The organism is Zobellia galactanivorans (assembly GCF_000973105.1).
In the GTDB taxonomy this organism is placed as follows: domain Bacteria; phylum Bacteroidota; class Bacteroidia; order Flavobacteriales; family Flavobacteriaceae; genus Zobellia; species Zobellia galactanivorans.
Genome location: NC_015844.1, coordinates 1,870,398 through 1,890,747 on the forward strand (window position 1 = coordinate 1,870,398; position 20,350 = coordinate 1,890,747).

The window sequence follows — 20,350 nt, forward strand, 5'->3', positions numbered from 1 at the left end:
TAGCTCTTAATTAAAGATCGAAGTATTCTTTTGCATTATTGTAGCAGATGTTCCGTACCATGGTACCGATCCACTCCATATCGTTGGGAAGTTCGCCCTTGGCCATTTCATTGCCGAACAGGTTACAGAGAATCCGACGGAAATATTCGTGCCTAGGAAAGGAAAGGAAACTTCTTGAGTCTGTAAGCATCCCGATAAAACAGCTGATAAGTCCCATATTCGACAAGGTGTTGATCTGATCGATCATACCGTGCTTTTGATCCAAGAACCACCATCCGGAGCCCCATTGTACCTTGCCCTTGACACTTCCATCGTTAAAGTTTCCGGTCATGGTTGCCATTAAGGCATTGTCCCTAGGGTTTAAGTTATAGAGTATGGTCTTGGTAAGTTTATTTTTGCTATCGAGGGTATCAAGAAATTTAGAGAGACTCTCGCCTTGGCTATAATCACCTATGGAATCCCATCCCGTATCGGGACCCAATTCGGAAAGCATTCTCGTATTGTTGTTACGCAAGGCCCCCAAATGAAACTGTTGTACCCAACCAAATTCGTGGTAAGTCTCTGAAAGGAACAACAAAAGGGCACTCTGAAATTTCGCCGCTTCCAAGGGGCTTACTTGACTTCCACCTCTTCTTTGTTTGAAAATAGCTTTTACTTCCGATTCGGTAAAATCTTCGGCATACAGGTGCGATAGACCGTGGTCGCACACGAAACAACCGTTAAAATTAAAATATTCGATTCGTTGCCGAAGTGCATCACACAGCTCGTCATAGGTAGTAATTTCGGTGTCGCAAACCTTTGACAAACTATCGACATATTCATTATAGGTTTCGCTACCGATCAAGATAGCCTTATCGGGCCTAAAGGCCGTGCTCACCTTGGTCTTAAAATCGCTTTTCACCAATTGTTGGTGATATTCCAGTGTATCGATCGGGTCTTCGGTAGTACAAAGTACATCTACGTTCATTTTTGTGATAAGCCCCCTGGCACCAAAGTCTTGGGACTGTAGCATTTCCGTAGTGGCATCGTATACCGCTGAAGCGTTCTTTTCGTTCAGGGTCTCCGTAATTCCAAAATACCGAGACAACTCCAGATGCGTCCAATGGTACAATGGGTTGCGCATCGTATGCGGAACCGCTTGGGCCCATTTCATGAACTTCTCCTTATCGGTAGCCTCGCCCGTTATGTATTTCTCATCGATACCTAGGGTACGCATGGCTCTCCACTTGTAATGGTCCCCATCGATCCAAGCCTTTGTAATACTCGTAAAAACCCGGTTTTCGGCTAGGTCTTTAGGCGGTAAATGGTTGTGGTAATCGATAATGGGCATCTGGGCGGCATACTCGTGATAGAGGGTCTGTGCCTGCTTGCTCTCGAGCAAAAAATTATCGTCTAAAAATTTGGTCACTTTTATTGGTTTTTCAACGTAGTTCAAACTTCTTTTTTCTTTTACAGGGCTTTCCATGGTTCTAGAAACAACCTGCTGCCTCTAAAATAGGTTACTATTCTGGTATAGGCAAGAAAAACTACACAATCAACGTTAGGGCAACAAACACTAGTCAATATTAACAAAGCCGACTGTTAAAATTGCACAAATAGTATCGTATTGACCACATTCAGAATTAAAACGGCCAAGATCTCGCATTTAAGAAAAGTATAACGCCCTTCTCTTTCTTCTCTGTTTAAATCGATTTAATTTTATAAAAAAAACGAAACACATGGATGTAAAGGATAAAGTAGTATATATCACGGGAGGATCAAAGGGAATCGGTTACGGGGTAGCCGCCAAATTATTAGAGTCAGGGGCCCGAGTGGCCATCAGTGGACGCACGCTTGAAACCGTACAGGAAGCTGCAAAGCAGCTCGACGCGGAAGGCCGTGTTCTAGCCTTGGCATCAAACGTTGCCAAACATGGCGATGAAAAGGCAGCGGTTCAAAAGATATTGGATACTTGGGGCCAGTTAGATGTGGTCGTAGCCAACGCCGGTGTAGGCCATTTTGCCCCGGTAGACGAACTTGAAGAGGATGCCTGGCACCAAATGATAGACACGAACTTGAGCGGTGTATTCCACACCCTGAAGGCGTCGGTAGAAGCCTTGAAAAAATCAAAGGGCTACTACATTACCCTGGCGAGTTTGGCCGGCACCAACTTTTTTGCTTCGGGAGCCGGATATAACGCCTCAAAATTCGGGGTGGTCGGTTTTACCCAAGCGGCCATGCTAGATTTGCGCAAGTATGACATCAAGGTATCTACCATTATGCCCGGTTCGGTGGCGACCGATTTTGCCGGTAACGAAACCAATGAAAAGGATGCCTGGAAAATTCAGCCCGAAGACATTGGCGAACTTGTATATGACCTGCTGAAAATGCATCCGCGTACCTTGCCAAGTAAAATAGAGGTACGACCTACAAGACCGGATAAAAAATAAATAGGAAACCTATGGTATAAGCTAGACTTCCTTTTCGGTGAAGGGAATGTTTATATCACAGATTTCGGTAATTAGGGCGCTAAGCTCGGTAGAGAATAGGGAAAGGGTTTCTTTCCCTATTTTTGTTTCCTTTTTAGCCCCGTTCCCCGCCTTATCCTTGGTAGCGAACTTCATAACGCCCGACCCCAGTTTCTTAAACGATATGATCCCCGCTTCCATAAGCACCCCTGGGTGTTCCGATGCATACATGCCCGCGTAGCACAGCAGCTGAAACGCTTTACTGAACTTGTAATCGGAGGTAATGGATGTACCATTTACAATTTCCAACTGATTCCGTTCAACACTACCCGTTTTGTAGTCTATGATCCTCAAGGTACCATCAACTTCATCGATCCTATCGAGTTTTCCTTTTAGGTTGATCGGGAAGTCAATCCCATCAATGTCTAAGGCCACCTTTAAATTTTCCTCCAAACCAATGATCTTGATCTGATGTTTTTTGACATCGGCAATTTCAAGATTGATGAAATTCTCGATATAACGGAGCACTACATTAAATGCTATAAGGTTCTTCCCCCTCGAAATATCACCATCCAAATAGGTCTTGGCAAAGTGTTTTTTTACCAGTTCCACCACTTTTGTTTTAGCATCCACCAGCTTTTCCTCAGTCAAGATGCTTCCTATAAAAGGTGTATAGAGTTCCTCTAAGGTATCGTGAACGATAGTTCCGAAAGTATTGGCGGCTATGGTTTCTTCCACCTCCAACACATCGTCTATACCGAGTAAATTGCGCTTGTAAAAATCAATGGGGTTGCGTACATAATTGCTCAGCGAGGTCGGTGAAAACCCCCTTAGGGCATGGGCCTTTATCAATTCGATTAAACCCGCGTCTTTTTCTATAGATTCCAAGGCGTGCAGTTTCGGCACTATTGCAGGAGAGGCCACGCTCTCATGTATGTTCAAGCTTCTATTTTCATCGGTCAGCAATTGGTTGATAAGCCTACTGCGCTCACCGCCTTCCAATACATCAGGTTCGGTGTTGTAAAGGATATAGACATTTTTAGCCCTTTGTAACAAGCGGTAAAAGTGATAGGTGTAAACCGCATCCTTTTCCTTATAGGTAGGAAGGCCCAATTGCACCTTAAGATCAAAGGGAATAAAAGAGTTGTTCGATTTTCCCGAAGGTAGGATGCCTTCGTTGACCGAAGTAATGATTACGGTCTCAAAATCTAGGTTACGGCTTTCGAGCATTCCCATTACCTGTAGGCCTTCTAAAGGCTCCCCTTGAAAGTCAAGGGTTTCAGAAGACAATAGCTCACGGTAAAGTCCCAATAAAGATTTAAGGTCGGTTATAAACTCGTACTTGGTAACCAGGTCCGATAGCTGGTTGAACAGATTGAAATACCTATAAAGATACTCCAATGCCAGGGCATCCTTAGCGTTATGAAGCCGGTCTTTAAGGACCGCGATGATACGTAAACAGAGTTCCAGAATTTCTTTGGGAGAAGGTGTTTCCTTATGAAAAAGAAGCTGGGTAGCCCCTCCTTCGCCCCCTTCTATCTGTTTGATCTGATCCGCATTTATATAGACCCAGTTCTTACTTTTAATAGTTTCCTCAATAGAATGCCCCCTTTCGGCCGTATTCCCGGCGTGCAAAAGGGTCTGCACGTACGGATGCGCCAAAAACGACAAAAGGTTCTGGTAAAACCAACCCTGTTCGTTGCGATTGATATACAAATTGATGAACTGGTCGAACAAACTGGCCAAGGGAATCTTGTTCAAAGGATAGCCCATGGTAACATTGACCCTTTCGATGCTTTCAGGTATGGAATTCAAGACAGGGTTCAAAAGGGATTCATCGCCCAACACTACCGCGGTACGGGCTAAATCAGCGGGTTGTTTGGCCTGTATTTCCTCTAGTAAGTGTGCCGTATACTTTGCTTGCGATACATTTTTCGGCACACCGATAATATTGATATTCTTATCGCCAAGGTAATACGAACTTACTCCTTTTAAGGCGTTGTTCTTAAGATAAGGCCATGTTTTAAGATGCTGTCTTAAAAAAAAGCCTGCATCGTGTACCTTATCCTCAAGAAAATAAGAATCAATATCCCAATAGATATCGGAGTCGGCATGTTCGAGTATATGCTGTATGATTTTGGTTTCCGCCGTATTCAAGGCATTGAACCCAATAAAAACGAAGAACTTGCCGGGGTTCTCATCGAGATAGTCGCCCAACTTATCATACGCTTCGCGATATACCAAACCCTGATGTCCAAGGCCAGAAGACAAAAGGGCCTCGTTAAAATTGCTGTAGAGCGATTCGAGATTATGCCAAAAACGAAGGTAATCTTCCATCATTTGGGTCTTCTCTTTCTGAACCGACCAATGTGTCAGTTCTTGAATGGCGGCAAGATTCGAAAATAGCCTTTTGGCGTCAACTAAATATCGATCGATCTCGTTAAAATCTTGTAAAAGGGTCTGCGCCCAATTGGAGAAACTATAAAAGCTGTCCTTCTCTTTTGAAGACTCCTTAAGATAGGTGTTGTATAGGATGAAGAGTTGCTGGGTATTGGTAGCATACGATAAACCCGAAACCTGTTCGATAAAGGTTTCGATACTGTATATCTCAGGGGCAAAAAAGGTACTGTCGGCCGATTTGGCAATAGCATTTTTCAGAAACGTACCCGCACGCTTGCTCGGCAGCACAAAAACGATATGCTCATGTGAACTGTGCTTATTCCAAACTTCTTTGACTACTTCCTCTAGAAAACTCTGCATAGCCAAAAATAAAAAAAGCCCTGACAAATGTCAGGGCTTTTCAATTTATTTAGTTGAGAGAAATTACTTCACTAAGTTGATTTCAACTCTTCTGTTTTCTTTTCTACCACTTCTTGTGTTGTTAGAAGCGATTGGCTTTTCTTCACCGTAACCGATAGCAGACAATCTGAACTCTTCGATACCTTTTTCTACTAAGAACTCTTTTACAGCAAGTGCTCTTGATTCAGAAAGGCTTTGGTTCAATTTCTTGCTACCAACACTATCAGTGTGACCTTCTACTGTAAATTTAGCAGTTGGGTACTCTTTCAAGATAGTGATGATGTCAACCATTACAGAAGTAGACTCAGCTTTGATAGAAGACTTACCTGTATCGAACAAGATAGTTCTAGCGTAGTCGTTCAATTGTTTTTGAACTTCTTCAGTAACTTCAGGACAACCAGCGTTAGCTACAGTACCTGCAACTTCTGGACATTTGTCATCTTTGTCCAATACACCGTCACCGTCAGTATCAGGCCATGGGCATCCTTTGTTCTCAGCAGGACCTGCTTCGTTAGGACACTCATCGTCACCATCGGCAACACCGTCACCGTCAGCATCAGGACAACCTGCTAGGTTAGCCAATCCAGCTTCATTAGGACATTTGTCATCTTTATCGGCAACACCGTCACCGTCAGCATCAGGACAACCGTTCATTTCTTTAGAACCAGCTTCGTTAGGACAAGCATCTTTGCTGTCTTCAATTCCATCACCGTCAGCATCAGGACAACCGTTGAAAGCTTCTAGACCAGCAACTTCTGGACAGGCATCATCTTTGTCATATACACCATCACCGTCAGTATCGGTACCACCAAACTTAACAGAGATACCGGCTAAATGTTGCCAGTGCTTACGACCGTAATCTTCGAAAGCGTGCTTGTAAACAGTCTGTACAGTAAGACCGATGTTGTCAGTAAACCAGAAGTTTACACCAACACCACCGTTAACGGTACCAGCACCAATTTCGTCAACCCAGGTATAACCTCCACCTACTTCTACGAATGGATCTACAACTTTTTCCTTAAGGAAGTTATATTTAATTGTACCATCTAAAGCGTAGTGCGAAAGATCGTCTACACCTATATCACCTAATTTGCTGATTTTGTTCAAAGATCCTCTAACACCAACGGAAAGACCGTCACCTACAGATCTTGACACACCAACATAGGAGATAGAAGGAAGAATATTCCAGTGGTCCGAAGCGTTCATAAGCTCATTACCGAAAGAACTAGTCTGTGTCGGGAAATTGTCATCGCTTGTCGGGTACACATCTATGGCATTAACTCCGAATTGTACTTGCCATGGATTATTCTCGTCTTGCGCTTGTATGTTATTGATGCCTACAATAAGGACAGCAACAACCAATAATTTGCTAAGATGTTTCATGTTCAAATTTTTAAGTTTAAGTGTTTATTAGCTGCAAATGTAAGTTGTTAAATATTATTAACAAAATCAATTTCTTATTTTTTTTAACGCATTTAATGCCGTAAATAGTGCATTTAAACGATTTTTAAGTCCTTTCCAACTTCGATAAATGCCTCTATAGCACGGTCTAAATGCTTGATTTCATGGGCAGCAGATAGCTGAACACGAATTCTTGCCTTCCCTTTTGGGACTACTGGGAAGAAAAATCCTATTACATAAATTCCTTTTTCTAACAAACGACTCGCCATTTCCTGCGCTAATTTGGCGTCATACAGCATTACGGGCACAATTGCCGATTCCCCATCTATAATATCAAAGCCGGCTTTCTTCATTCCTTCCTTGAAATAGGCCGCGTTTTCCTGCACCTTATCGCGTAGCGAAGCATCCCTTTCAAGAAGTTCGAATACCTTAATGGAAGCCCCTACGATAGCGGGCGCCAAAGAATTGGAAAACAGATAGGGTCTAGAACGTTGCCGTAGAATTTCTATAATTTCCCTTTTACCGGTAGTATATCCGCCCATGGCACCACCAAGGGCTTTGCCCAAGGTACCCGTAATGATATCGATACGGCCCATAACACCTTTTTCTTCCAAAGTACCTTTTCCGGTCGGGCCTATAAAGCCGGTTGCATGACATTCATCTATCATAACGAGGGCATCGTATTGATCCGCCAAGTCACAGATCTGATCCAATGGAGCCACGAGTCCATCCATAGAGAATACGCCATCCGTTACGATTATCTTGAACCGTGCCCCATCTGCATCGGCCTGCTTCAATTGTTTTTCAAGGTCTTCCATGTCGCTATTGGCATAGCGGTAACGTTTGGCCTTGCACAATCTCACCCCATCAATAATGGATGCGTGGTTGAGTGCATCGGATATGATGGCATCTTCGGCTGTAAACAAGGGCTCAAAGACCCCACCATTGGCATCAAAGGCCGCAGCATATAATATGGTATCTTCCGTACCGTAAAAATCGGCTATTTTCCTTTCGAGCTCTTTGTGTATGTCTTGGGTACCGCAAATAAAACGTACCGACGACATACCAAAGCCATGGCTATCAAGGGTATCTTTGGCCGCCTGTATCACTTCCGGATGGGACGAAAGTCCCAAATAATTGTTCGCACAGAAGTTGATGACCTCTTCTCCCGTTGAAATTTTGATCACCGCCCCTTGTGGCGACGTGATAATCCGTTCGCTTTTATAAAGACCTTCTTCCTTGATCTGCGCCAGTTCTTGCTTTAGGTGCTCCTGAATTTTTCCGTACATCTTTTCCTCTATTATATGAATTCTGGTGTTATGTCATCATTAATATAGACAATGATCTTATTTTCTACAACATAGCCCATGTCGGTCAAGGCATCGGCATAGAAATAGAGCTGCTCCTTATACTTCGGATTGGCCTTACCGGTCTTGTAATCGATAAGGGTCGCCCGGTTTCCGTTTATGACAATTCTATCGGGCCGTACAACTTGGCCCTCGGCGGTAATAATATCCTTTTCGTTCTTGACCGTATTACCTTTTGTATAATAGGCATTTAACTTCGGATGTTTTACGATGCCTTCTAACTTGCCCCGCACCTCCTCGATTTCCTGCTTTTCTATTTCACCTTGCCGAACCGCCTTGTTTAATGCGGCCTCTATATCCTCTTCGCTTTCTATACATCCTAATATATAATGTATAAGGTTTCCCTTTGAAATTGCGGTTTCCCTATCGGTATCCCACAACATTCCGGAACGCGTCAAAATCTTAAACCCGGACCTATCCTTATGGGTAAAGCTATAATCGATTTGCCGTAAGGCCTTTGTTTGATGCACTTGCGGTGCTTCCTCAAGTTCGCCAAAGGCATAGGTCAATTCGTCATCGGACCACAAGCCCTTTCCTTTTAGGTATTCAATAAAGAGTCCCGAATAATAATCCGTTTTATGCTGCCCCTTGGCCAAATCCTTTTCCGATATAACATAAAGTGCCTTTTCGGCCCGTGTCAATGCTACATACAAAAGGTTAAGGGCATCAAGTTCCATTTTGTGTTCTTCTTCGGAATAGATCTGTGCCGCCTCTTCGCCATAGTGCTCAACCTCTTTTTTCTCGGTCACCAAAATTTCCTCGAACCCGTCAAAAGCTTCGGCATTTAGCGGAAGCCATATCTTTTTATCCATTCGCTTGTAGATATTCTCATTGGCAAAAGGAAATATCACGATCGGAAATTCGAGCCCTTTCGATTTATGAACGGTCATTATACGAACCGCATCGATATTATCGGGTGCCGAAATACTGAGTTTGCCTTTCTTCTTCTCCCAAAGGTTTAAAAAAGCCTGAATGCCCGTACCTTCTTTTTGCTCGGTTTCCAGAACAAAATCCATAAAAAAAGTAACATAGGCGTCAGAGCCTTCCACCAAATTACATTGGCGTATCACCCGTTCCATACCATCGTAGACCGAAAGTTCTTTTAGTTCGTCTACATCAAGACCGAATTCATTTTTAAGCAGTTCGGGCAGCCTTTTTAGGTGCCCTGAAATGTATTGGTGCCTGCTTTGTCTTCCTTTTGAAAGGAAGGTAAGTAGGTTATAGGCGATTTCCAAGTCTTCGGGGTTACCGATATACCCAATGAGGTCGGCCAAAAAACGCACCTTATCGCTACTGTTGAGCAAAAGACTCTCTGACGAAATGGTCGGTATTTGTTCTTGGGTGAGAAAATCGGCCAACAAGACCCCTTGCCGATTGCCCCTGACCAAAATACAAATGTCTTCGTAGCCGTATTTTTTTTCGATGACGGCCGCAATAGTGGCCAGTACTTCCTCACAGTACTGTTCGTCTTTGGTCTTATCGTCGTCTTTATCTATAAACTTGAGCTGTACGGTGCCCCCCTGTTTTGAATTACAACCCTGTTGGTTCCCTTCTACGAACATGGCATTGTACATGGCATTGTTCAAAAAGGGACTGGTGGCGGTAAAAAAGTCGTTATTAAATTTGATCACCTCATCATAACTACGCCAATTGGTAGGCAAGGATTCGGTTTCGGCAGGGATTGCGAACGGACTCGCCGTTTTATTGACCAAATCAAGAAACTGTTCTGCGCGGCCACCTCGCCAGCGATAAATGGCCTGCTTGGCATCGCCCACCAAAAACAAGGAGCCCTTATTTCCTTGCAGGTCTTCCCCCTCTAAGGCATGACCGATCAAAGGGATAAGGTTATTCCATTGCAAGGTTGAGGTATCTTGAAACTCATCAACAAAATAATGGCGGTATTTTTCACCCAAACGCTCATAAATAAAAGGCGCAGGCTGATTTTTTATTTCTTTTGATATAATAGTATTGAACTCCGCAATGGAAAGTTGATCGCGTTCGTTCTGTAAATTTTTGACCTCCCCTTGTATGGCGTTCAGCACCGTTAAAGGTACTAGGTTCGAATAGGCATTTTTCAGAAAGGAAAGCTCATAGAACGTATGCCTTATCTTATTGAAGATTTCAGAGAACTGTGGATGCAAATCATCTAATATGGCTTTTGTAGCATCTGCAGTAGACTTATTATAAAGTACGGTATCTTCAAAATTCTGCTTCCACCCCGCGTTGAAATCTATAGCCAAATCCCCGCTGGAAATTTTTTCCATGAATTTCGGGAAATAAGACCTCGTAAAATCAGGGAATTCCAATCCGTTTTGCTCGATCAACTGCAGGGCCAGGTCAGCAAAGCCTACAAGGCTTTCTTGAGTAGCCTTTATTCTGGAGCGCAAGGTTTTTTTCAGGCCCACAAAATCGTCAATATTTTTATCCCTGAGGTTCTGCAGGTGCTCGGCATGGTTTTCCCTAAAGAGCAGCTTACCTATGTTTCCTAGGTCATAGGCAATATCCCAACTCTTATCATCGTCAATTTTTTCCAGGGCAAAATCCAACAAAACCTGGGTCAACTGTTTATCCGTTCCCGCTTTGTGCACGAGTTTTGCCACCGCTTCATCGAGCAATAGGTCGGTATCTAAGACCACTTCAAAATTTTGGGGCAATTTTAAATCTTTGGCAAAGGTTCGGATCAACCTGTGGGTAAACTTATCGATCGTAGAAATATCGAAAAAGGCATAGTTGTGCAGAATTTCCTTTAAGGTCTGCTTAGAACGTTGGCGCAACTCAGCGGCATCGATACCAAGTTCTTTCATCAGGTCAAGAAAAAGTGGGGGAGCCCCGGCCTCGTCCTTGACCTGACCAAATTTGAACAAACTGTCCAAAATACGGTGTTTCATTTCGTTTACCGCTTTATTGGTAAACGTTATGGCCAAAATTTTACTGAAACGGTCTCCTGGCGAGAGTACGATTTTAAGGTACTCTTTGGTCAGCGTATGGGTCTTGCCCGAGCCCGCGGAAGCGTTATATATTTTAAAAGTGCTGTGTTGCAAGTGCTTTTTTATGCAAAATACTAATTCTAAAAAGGTTCTTAACAAATTATTTAGTGAATTTGTATGTTAAAAACTGTAAATTTGGTTTCGTTAATTTTTAATCTAAAAACACATAAAAATGGCTTTTGATTTACCAAAATTACCCTATGCGTACGACGCATTGGAACCACATATCGACGCTAGAACAATGGAAATCCACCATACAAAACACCACAATGGTTACACTACCAAATTGAACGGTGCTATTGAAGGAACTGCATTGGCCGGCAAATCGATCGAAGAGATCCTTGAGAACCTAGACATGTCTAACAGCGCCGTCAGAAACAATGGAGGCGGTTTTTACAACCACTCGCTTTTCTGGGAAGTTATGTCACCTAATGGAGGTGGAGAACCATCTGGCGAACTTGCAGATGCCATCAACAGTGCCTTCGGTTCATTTGAGGCTTTCAAGGAAAAATTCAGTGCTTCCGCCGCTACCCGTTTTGGTTCAGGCTGGGCATGGCTTTGCGTACATAAGGGAGGCAAGTTGGAAGTGTGCTCCACTCCTAACCAAGACAACCCTTTGATGCCCGAAACAGGCTGTGACGGATTTCCTATCCTAGGTCTTGATGTTTGGGAACACGCATACTACTTAAATTATCAAAACAAGAGACCTGATTACATCAGCGCTTTTTTCAATGTTATCAATTGGAATAAAGTTGCCGAACTTTACGCTGCCAACAAGTAAGAAGCAGCCGAGAATTTACTCTTGTAAAACACAAAAAACCGCTACGATTTAGATCGTAGCGGTTTTTTTAGTTCCTTATTTAAAATAGAAAAGGGCGGAGTAAACTCCACCCTTTTCGTCCCAAATCTTACCATAAACTTAACCTACTTATGCTATGGCGATACTAAAATACTGGTATTGTGGGAAATAAAAAAACTATTTTCGGGGTTTTTTTTCAACCCAATTGTTGACAAAAACGCCTGAAAAGCCCGTCAAGTCTGATGTTTACAAGGGTTTGTATAATAAAAAAGGCGGAGCATAGCTCCACCTTTTTTCCCCAAATCTTACCATGAACTTAACCTACTTATGCTATGGTCCTACTAATATAAAGCGTTATCAGGTTTGAGAAAAAGGTTTCGGACGAACGATCAAAACCGTGGCTGAAATACTTCTTTATCAATAAAGCCCGGATTATTTCTAAAGTTCTGGAGCTATACTAAGGAGAAGAGAACTATCTGAGGAAGGAGTTAAAATCGTTTCCAATGTATTGAAAAAATAAAAAGGCGGAGATAAACTCCGCCTTTTTCCCCAAATCTTACCATGAACTTAACCTACTTATGCTATGGTCCTACTAATATAAAGCGTTATGAGGCTTAAGAAAAAGGTTTCGGACGAACGATCAAAACCGTGGCTGAAATACCTCTTTATCAATAAAATCCGGATTATTTACAATATTTTGGAGCTATACTATGGAGAAGAGAACTATCTGAGGAAGGAGTTAAAAATGGTTTTGAAAATATTGGAAAATAAAAAGGCGGAGATAAACTCCGCCTTTTTCCCCAAATCTTACCATGAACTTAACCTACTTATGCTATGGTCCTACAAATATACAGCCGTGTTAAGGCGAGTGAAAACATCTTTGCCGAACCGTATAAAAATCGGATAAAAGACACGAAATGAGCAAAAAAGAGATATTGTGAATAGAAACGCAATACAGGTGAAGGGTAAAAAACCTTATAGATGGTTAGAAAAGTCTGTAAAAATAAAAAGGTGGAGAAATCTCCACCTTTTTGCCCCAAATCTTACCATGAACTTAACCTACTTATGCTATGGCAAGACCAAATGTAGTCCCACAACAGCTGTAAGAAGTTAAAAACACGCTAAATAGCTTATATGATCGACGAACTACATTAAAAAATGCATTTCATCGAAACAAATCGTTAATATGCCCTTTCGTTCTTTCCTTCATAGAAGTTGATAAAGGCCTTGTTCACCACGCGGTTGCCCCCTGGTGTCGGGTAGTTTCCGGTGAAATACCAGTCCCCCAAATTCTTTGGACAAGCCTCATGAAGTGACTCAACGCTCTGATAAATGATCTCTACTTCAGCTCGAATATCTTCAGGACTGAGCAGCTCTCCGATTTTTTGTGAAATCTCATCTGCGGTAAACGGTGCATAGAATTCCCTAACGTAATTGATTACGTCTTTATCCTTAGTATTTAACTGTTTTAGACATTTATTATAGATGTCTTCTACAACATTCATCGTCTGGCGCTCTTCGTGCAAGGCCAAGGCCGCTCTAAAAGCGATAAAGTCTTCTAACTTGGCCATGTCTATACCATAGCAATCAGGGTATCTGATCTGCGGTGCCGACGATACTACAATAATCTTTTTGGGCGATAATCTATCGAGTATGCGAAGTATACTTTTCTTTAAGGTCGTTCCCCTAACGATACTATCGTCTATAATGACCAGGTTGTCCCCTTTCTTCACAGAACCGTATGAAATGTCGTATACGTGCGTCACCAAATCGTCTCGGCTGCTATCTTGTGTAATAAAAGTGCGCAGCTTTGCATCTTTGATGGCCACTTTCTCGATCCGCGGACGAACCTCCAAAATTTCATGTAACTCTTGGCTGGTAATTTTTGAACCAATGGAAAGAATTTGCTCTTCTTTTCTTTTGTTCAGGTAATTTTGTGCTTCCCTCACCATTCCGAAAAAAGAAGTTTCGGCCGTATTGGGTATATAGGAAAACACGGTATTCTTTATATCATGGTCAATGGCCTTAAGGATTTGTGGAAAAACCAGGCGCCCCAATTTCTTTCGTTCTTGATAAATTTCTTTATCGCTTCCCCTAGAAAAATAGATCCGTTCAAAAGAACAGGCCTTTCGCTCTACAGGTTCTAAAATTTGGTTTATGGAAGAAGTACCGTCTTTTTTGACAATAATGGCGTGTCCCGGATCCAATTCCTTGACCGATTCGTAAGGCACGTTAAAAACGGTTTGTATCGCCGGACGTTCGGAAGCCACTACGACCACCTCATCATCTTGGTAATAATAGGTAGGGCGAATACCTGCGGGGTCCCTGAGTACAAAAGCATCCCCATGGCCCAAAAGACCGGCCATGGCATAGCCCCCATCCCAGTTTTTGGCGGCCCTTCTCAATATTTTATGCACTTTCAAGCGTTCTGCTATAATCGGTGAAGCTTCCTGCTTGGTGTACCCTTCTTTCTTGATCTGCTTGTACAACTTGGCAACGGCATCATCTAAAAAGTGACCGATTTTCTCCATTACGGTTACCGTATCGGCCATTTCCTTAGGGTGCTGCCCTATTTGGATCAAATTGTCGAACAACTCATGAACATTGGTCATGTTGAAGTTCCCCGCAACAATAATATTACGGTGCATCCAGTTGTTCTGCCTTAAGAAAGGGTGTACACTCTCTATACTATTCTTACCAAAGGTCCCGTAGCGCACGTGCCCTAAAAGTACTTCCCCTATATAAGGTATGTTCTTTTTCTGCGCTGCAACGTCGTCAACATATTCGGGGTGTTCCTGAAGGGTACTATTGATCCGGTCGTTGATTTGGGCAAAAATATCTTGTATCGGCTGCTGGGCTATTGACCTCACCCGGCTCATATAACGCTCCCCCGGTGCAACATCAAGCTTTATGCTGGCAAAGCCGGCACCATCTTGGCCTCGGTTGTGCTGCTTTTCCATCATCAGGTACATTTTGTTCACCCCGTAAAAGGCCGTACCGTACTTCTCCTTATAGTATTCCAAAGGCTTAAGCAAGCGAATTACCGAAATACCACATTCATGTTTGATAGCGTCACTCATTGTAAATCTGCATATTAAAAAAGCCCCTAAATTTGGGGCGTGTCGTTATTGTAATTCTATATCAAATTGGGTCAAGGCCTTAAATTGATGCAGCCTTTTGTTCACTTCGTCCTTCTTCAGTTCTTGCATACGCTCGGTGCCGAATTTTTCAACGGAGAACGATGCCAAATTTGAACCGTGTATTACAGCATTCTTCATATTGTTGAACGAAAGGTTTTCCGTTGCCGCCAAATAGCCTGAAAAACCACCTGCAAAGGTATCTCCCGCTCCTGTGGGATCAAAAACCTCTTCTAGGGGCAAGGCCGGGGCAAAGAAAATTTTACCCTCATGAAACAAGAGTGCTCCGTGCTCTCCCTTTTTTATGACCAAGTATTTAGGTCCCATTTCCTGGATGACCTTCGCCGCTTTTACCAAGGAGTATTCCTTGGTCAATTGGCGTGCTTCTTCATCGTTGATGGTAAGCACGTCTATATGTTTGATGACCTCGGTCAATTCAGGTAGGGCATTGTCCATCCAAAAGTTCATAGTATCCAATACTATTAGCTTTGGTCGTTCTTTCATCTGATTAATAACACTCAACTGGGTGCTTGGATGAAGATTCCCTAACATTACCACATCTGCATCTTTAAAACCTTCAGGCACTACCGGGTTAAAGTCCGCTAAGGTATTTAGTTCCGTAACCAAGGTATCCCTAGAGTTAAGGTCGTTATGATACTTTCCTTTCCAATAAAAGGTCTTACCCCCTTTTACAATTTCCAGGGAAGTAAGATCGATGTTCTTGGCCTTTAATACATCTAAGTAAGCCTGTGGAAGATCTTCACCTACGACCGATACAATTGCAGATTCTACGTTATACTGTGAAGCGGCAAGACCAATAAAGGTGGCCGCACCACCCAAAATTTTATCGGTTTTACCAAAAGGAGTTTCAATTTCGTCAAAGGCAACAGTGCCCACGATTAGAAGTTTGCCCATGTAAGTTTTTTAATTTAGCTGCAAATATACGGTTTTGTAATGCGAATATGTGCAAATATACCCTTACAAAAAACAGTGATCGGTCAGCTTAGATTTTTTCAGCTCCGCAGCTACGGCAACTGACAAGAATGCAGCCCCAAAAACCCAAACCACTTTTAACAATTCAATTGCCGCACAAAGCATATTTTAAACCTTACACCGATACCAATAACAGCTTATTTTCTTCCAAAATCGGCAGGTATCTCGCCCCAAGCCTTAGTTTCCCATTTTACAACGGGGGTCTGGTACGAGTTGTTCTTCAACCAATCCAAGGCCCTTCGGATCAAATCGAAAAGTTCTTTGTTCTGCGGCGTCTCCTTTAATTTGGTGTTACAGGTCTTTTTACGCACCCAGCTCATAGCCGTACGGGAGTCGGTATAGATAATACGGTCGCTTTTGTTCTGTTTTAAAAAGGCCAACCCGTGCACAATGGCCAAGAACTCCCCAATATTGTTCGTTCCTTGGGCAAAAGGCCCCTGTCTAAAAAGTTTTTTGCCCGTTTTGGTATCGACCCCTTGATATTCCATGACCCCAGGGTTTCCACTGGAGGCCGCATCTACCGAAATGGAATGGTAATTGGGAGTGCCGAACCTTTGCAGTTGTTCGGGAGTCATTACGGGTTTCCCTTTTTTCTTTCCTTTAAAATCGTTGTAATTGCCATTAAAGGCCTTTTTGGCCTGCTCAAAGGTCTCAAAAGACTTATATTGAGCGCCCTTGAAGCCCGTGATGGCCGCTTTGCAATCGGACCACGAGTCGTAGATACCTGGTTTTTTTCCTTGCCAAACCGTATAGAATTTTGCCTTTTTCGCCATTATTCTACCTCTAACAATTGCGCAATAACCTTCGGGAAATATTCGTATTCAAGCTCATGTACTTTCCGTGCAATGCTTTCTGGGGTGTCATCTGTCGAAACTGACGTTTTTACTTGCCGAATAACGGCGCCTTCGTCGTAATTTTCATTGACATAGTGGATGGTAATGCCCGTTTCGGTCTCATTATTGGCCCGAACGGCTTCGTGTACATTATTTCCGTACATTCCCTTTCCCCCATATTTAGGCAAAAGGGCTGGGTGAATATTTACGATTTTATCGGGAAAGGCAGCGATAAGGTTCTCGGGTATTTTCCACAAAAAGCCCGCCAGAACGATAAGATCGGGATTGAATGCCCTTAAAATATCGAGCACACATTCAGTGGCATAAAAAGCGTTTCGATTAAAATACAGTGCGTTGATTTTCAAATTATTGCACCTATCCAATACTTTAGCGTCTTTTTTGTTCGAAAGTACGGCGCTGATGTTTACCTTTGAATTATCTTGAAAGTAGCGAACGATATTTTCAACATTGGATCCAGAACCGGAAGCAAATAGTACGATGTTTTTCATGTAGCCTTTAAACGTTACTGATAGCGAATTATTTAGATCAAAAATACCGCTCTTATCCTGAAATTTTATAAATTACAAGACATTTTAACGACAAATAGTGGATTTAGTCCAAAGTTTTTTATTTTTGCCATCAATTTAATTTTTTAAAAACAATATTATTATGTCAGACATTGCATCAAGAGTAAAAGCTATCATCGTTGATAAATTAGGTGTGGATGAAAACGAAGTAGTAACGGAAGCTAGCTTTACTAACGACCTAGGGGCAGACTCATTGGATACCGTGGAGTTGATCATGGAATTCGAGAAAGAATTTGATATTCAAATCCCCGACGATCAAGCTGAGAACATCGCAACAGTTGGCCAGGCCATTAGCTATATAGAAGAAGCGAAGTAATCTTTATGATTTCTTGAACGAGATTCAAAATTATCCATGTGGTAACCTTTATCGCATGGATAATTTTTTTAATTTACGCTTGACTTACTAAGTAAACCAAAAATTAGGTTCAATGCAATTAAAGCGAGTTGTGGTTACCGGGTTGGGTGCGTTGACTCCCATTGGTAACAATATTGATGAATATTGGGAAGGTCTTAAAAACGGAAAGAGCGGTTCTGCTCCCGTTACCTACTACGATACCGAAAAATTTAAGGTGAAATTTGCCTGTGAACTCAAGAATTTCAACCCTCTAGATCATTTTGATCGCAAGGAGGCGAGAAAATTGGACAGATTCGCGCAATACGCCTTGGTCTCTTCCGATGAAGCGATAGCCGATTCAGGATTAAACCTAGAACAAGTAGACAAATTTCGCGTTGGCGTCATTTGGGGCGCCGGTATCGGCGGTCTTGAAACCTTTCAAAACGAGGTAATTAATTTTGCCCAAGGTGATGGTACCCCAAGATTCAACCCCTTCTTCATACCTAAAATGATAGCTGATATCGCCCCAGGGCATATTTCTATCAAACATGGTTTTATGGGGCCTAACTACACTACGGTTTCAGCTTGTGCCTCATCGGCCAACGCTATGATCGATGCGCTCAACTATATTCGCTTGGGCCATTGTGACGTAGTAGTTACCGGGGGTAGTGAAGCGGCGGTTACCATAGCAGGTATGGGCGGTTTCGGTGCCATGCACGCATTATCGACCCGTAACGAAAGTCCCGAAACGGCCTCTAGGCCATTTGATGCTACTCGCGACGGATTCGTTCTGGGTGAAGGCGCAGGAGCTCTGATTCTTGAAGAATACGAGCACGCCAAAGCACGTGGGGCAAAAATATATGCAGAAGTTGCCGGAGGCGGACTATCAAGCGATGCCTACCATATGACCGCTCCACATCCTGACGGAATAGGGGTAGTTCAAGTAATGAAAAACTGTTTAAGGGATGCCGGACTAAAGCCCGAAGATGTAGATGCCATCAATACCCATGGTACTTCTACCCCTCTTGGTGACGTAGCGGAACTAAAGGCCATTAGTGAGGTCTTTGGCGACCATGCCCCGAACATCAATATCAACTCTACCAAATCGATGACCGGTCACCTACTAGGTGCCGCCGGAGCCATTGAGGCCATTGCATCCATTTTGGCCATGGAACACAGTCTGGTACCACCGACTATAAACCACAGCACGGTAGATGAAAATATTGACCCCAAACTGAACCTCACATTGAACAAGGCGCAAAAACGCGAAGTAAATGTTGCCTTGAGCAATACTTTTGGGTTTGGCGGACACAATGCTTGCGTAATTTTCAAAAAATTTAGCGAGTAGTCTATTATGCGATTTCCTTCCAATATATTCAATTCCCATTCTAAAGAGGATGGGGATTTTTTTGGAGGGATGACCAAAATATTAGGGTTCAAGCCCAAAGATATTTCGGTGTACAAAAAAGCATTTCTACACCGCTCGGCCAACGAAAAAGACGAAGACGGCAACCCATTGAACTATGAACGCCTTGAATTTTTGGGCGATTCTATGTTGGGCACTATAATTTCAAAGCACCTGTACGACAAGGTACCCGAAGGCGACGAGGGCTACCTCACCAAGATGCGATCGAAAATAGTGAGTAGAAAACACCTGAACGAACTGGGAAAAGATCTGGGCCTGATCCATTTCGTAAAAAGCCGTATCCCAAAATCGCATTTTGGGGAAAACATACATGGCAATGTTTTTGAAGCCTTGGTCGGGGCCATTTACCTCGATCGGGGGTATAAGTTCTGTGAAAAGTTCATTCATCGAAAAGTAATTGCCCCGTACGTCGATATCGAACAATTGGAGGGACAGGTCATTAGCTATAAGAGCCTGATTATCGAATGGTGTCAGAAACAGAAAAAATCATTTGATTTTGATGTTTACGAAGACACCGGAAACGACACTTTAAAACATTTTGCCGTAAAACTCACCATTGCGGACAATGTTGTTGCAAAAGCAAGGGCCACCTCTAAAAAGAAAGCGGAAGAACGCGCCTCAAAAAGGGCCTATTACGCCCTTCAAGACAAGATGGACAAGTCATAAATTGTGGTTTAATGTAACCAAAATGTTATAGTTTGTTCAAAACCAATTTTACTCTTTCTTGATTTAGGCGTTGTACGGTATTAATATTATCTTTACCACTTTGTGCCTTATGGTAGCAGTACATAAAATTACGAACGACTTTTACGAAGATACATTCGATTTAGTTGCCTTGCACAGCAGCCTTGAAGATTACGCCTTGGCCTACGCCCTTAATCTCGGGTTGAAAACACAATTTAAGAGATGTCGTAAAGACCTTGACCTTTCGGGGCATGTTAGCGTTCCAATTTTCGAATGGAAAGACGACATTAACGATAGGTATTGGACATTGTTTACCAACAATGGTTTTGTAGAGGACACCGCGGAAAGAAATGGGCTTTTTCAAAACGAGCCCTCGTTCACAACTTTTCACATGGTTCCTGAACATCGAGATGTAGATTACTTTTTAAAAATCGAACAAGATGGATTCATCAATATGGAAAACCTTGTGAAAACACTACAGAACATACCCAAGATTATTACGGCTTACGCCATAGAAACCGACAAACTCAAATCTAAGAACAATTTAATTTTTTAA

The 20,350-nt window shown here is 42.7% G+C and carries 15 protein-coding genes; 6 read left to right on the top strand and 9 right to left on the bottom strand.

The features are described 5' to 3' along the window. Nucleotides 1–10 precede the first annotated feature (10 nt). Entirely contained in the window at nt 11–1,414 is a 1,404-nt protein-coding gene (gene uxaC, locus ZOBGAL_RS07500; RefSeq protein ID WP_046287812.1) for a glucuronate isomerase, read from the bottom strand. A gap of 304 nt (nt 1,415–1,718) precedes the next feature. Between uxaC and ZOBGAL_RS07505 the strand changes: the two genes are divergently transcribed. Further along, on the top strand, nt 1,719–2,429 hold the full coding sequence (locus ZOBGAL_RS07505; protein ID WP_013992942.1) for an SDR family oxidoreductase: 711 nt from the start codon (nt 1,719–1,721) through the stop codon (nt 2,427–2,429). A 21-nt stretch (nt 2,430–2,450) separates the two neighbouring features. On the opposite strand, the gene ZOBGAL_RS07510 is transcribed toward ZOBGAL_RS07505, so the two are convergent. From ZOBGAL_RS07510 to ZOBGAL_RS07525, 4 genes are all read right to left on the bottom strand, one after another. Then, nucleotides 2,451–5,207, bottom strand: a complete 2,757-nt coding sequence (locus ZOBGAL_RS07510; RefSeq protein WP_013992943.1) for a PD-(D/E)XK nuclease family protein — start codon at nt 5,205–5,207, stop codon at nt 2,451–2,453. Between the two features lie 63 nt (nt 5,208–5,270). Further along, a complete protein-coding gene (locus ZOBGAL_RS07515; RefSeq protein ID WP_013992944.1) occupies nt 5,271–6,629 on the bottom strand; it encodes an OmpA family protein in 1,359 nt (452 codons plus the stop codon). Nucleotides 6,630–6,742: 113 nt separating this feature from the next. Continuing rightward, nucleotides 6,743–7,936, bottom strand: a complete 1,194-nt coding sequence (gene kbl / locus ZOBGAL_RS07520) for a glycine C-acetyltransferase (protein ID WP_013992945.1) — start codon at nt 7,934–7,936, stop codon at nt 6,743–6,745. An 11-nt stretch (nt 7,937–7,947) separates the two neighbouring features. Further along, nucleotides 7,948–11,055 carry a UvrD-helicase domain-containing protein gene (locus tag ZOBGAL_RS07525; RefSeq protein WP_046287396.1) on the bottom strand — a complete coding sequence of 1,036 codons (3,108 nt, stop codon included), beginning with the start codon at nt 11,053–11,055 and terminating at the stop codon, nt 7,948–7,950. 118 nt (nt 11,056–11,173) lie between these two features. Here ZOBGAL_RS07525 and ZOBGAL_RS07530 point away from each other — a divergent pair, with 118 nt between their 5' ends. Next, nucleotides 11,174–11,782 carry a superoxide dismutase gene (locus tag ZOBGAL_RS07530; RefSeq protein ID WP_013992947.1) on the top strand — a complete coding sequence of 203 codons (609 nt, stop codon included), beginning with the start codon at nt 11,174–11,176 and terminating at the stop codon, nt 11,780–11,782. A gap of 1,199 nt (nt 11,783–12,981) precedes the next feature. Here the strand turns inward: ZOBGAL_RS07530 and ZOBGAL_RS07540 are convergent. The 4 genes from ZOBGAL_RS07540 to purN form a co-directional block, all read right to left on the bottom strand. Continuing rightward, nucleotides 12,982–14,880: an amidophosphoribosyltransferase gene (locus ZOBGAL_RS07540; RefSeq protein ID WP_013992949.1), complete on the bottom strand. Its 1,899-nt coding sequence runs from the start codon at nt 14,878–14,880 to the stop codon at nt 12,982–12,984. A gap of 45 nt (nt 14,881–14,925) precedes the next feature. Further along, the gene (locus ZOBGAL_RS07545; protein WP_013992950.1) at nt 14,926–15,852 is read right to left on the bottom strand and encodes a PfkB family carbohydrate kinase; all 927 of its coding nucleotides are present in this window, start codon (nt 15,850–15,852) and stop codon (nt 14,926–14,928) included. 215 nt (nt 15,853–16,067) lie between these two features. Continuing rightward, the gene (locus ZOBGAL_RS07550) at nt 16,068–16,703 is read right to left on the bottom strand and encodes a ribonuclease H1 domain-containing protein (protein WP_013992952.1); all 636 of its coding nucleotides are present in this window, start codon (nt 16,701–16,703) and stop codon (nt 16,068–16,070) included. Next, entirely contained in the window at nt 16,703–17,272 is a 570-nt protein-coding gene (purN, locus tag ZOBGAL_RS07555; protein WP_013992953.1) for a phosphoribosylglycinamide formyltransferase, read from the bottom strand. The genes ZOBGAL_RS07550 and purN overlap by 1 nt, the downstream gene beginning before the upstream one ends. A 160-nt stretch (nt 17,273–17,432) precedes the next feature. Here purN and ZOBGAL_RS07560 point away from each other — a divergent pair, with 160 nt between their 5' ends. The 4 genes from ZOBGAL_RS07560 to ZOBGAL_RS07575 all read left to right on the top strand — a co-directional run bounded on the left by ZOBGAL_RS07560 (nt 17,433) and on the right by ZOBGAL_RS07575 (nt 20,350). Beyond that, a complete protein-coding gene (locus ZOBGAL_RS07560) occupies nt 17,433–17,666 on the top strand; it encodes an acyl carrier protein (RefSeq protein WP_008269813.1) in 234 nt (77 codons plus the stop codon). Between the two features lie 112 nt (nt 17,667–17,778). Next, a complete protein-coding gene (gene fabF / locus ZOBGAL_RS07565; protein ID WP_013992954.1) occupies nt 17,779–19,032 on the top strand; it encodes a beta-ketoacyl-ACP synthase II in 1,254 nt (417 codons plus the stop codon). Between the two features lie 6 nt (nt 19,033–19,038). Then, nucleotides 19,039–19,776, top strand: coding sequence for a ribonuclease III (gene rnc, locus ZOBGAL_RS07570; protein WP_013992955.1), 738 nt, complete (start codon nt 19,039–19,041; stop codon nt 19,774–19,776). Between the two features lie 109 nt (nt 19,777–19,885). Next, on the top strand, nt 19,886–20,350 hold the full coding sequence (locus tag ZOBGAL_RS07575) for an IPExxxVDY family protein (protein WP_013992956.1): 465 nt from the start codon (nt 19,886–19,888) through the stop codon (nt 20,348–20,350).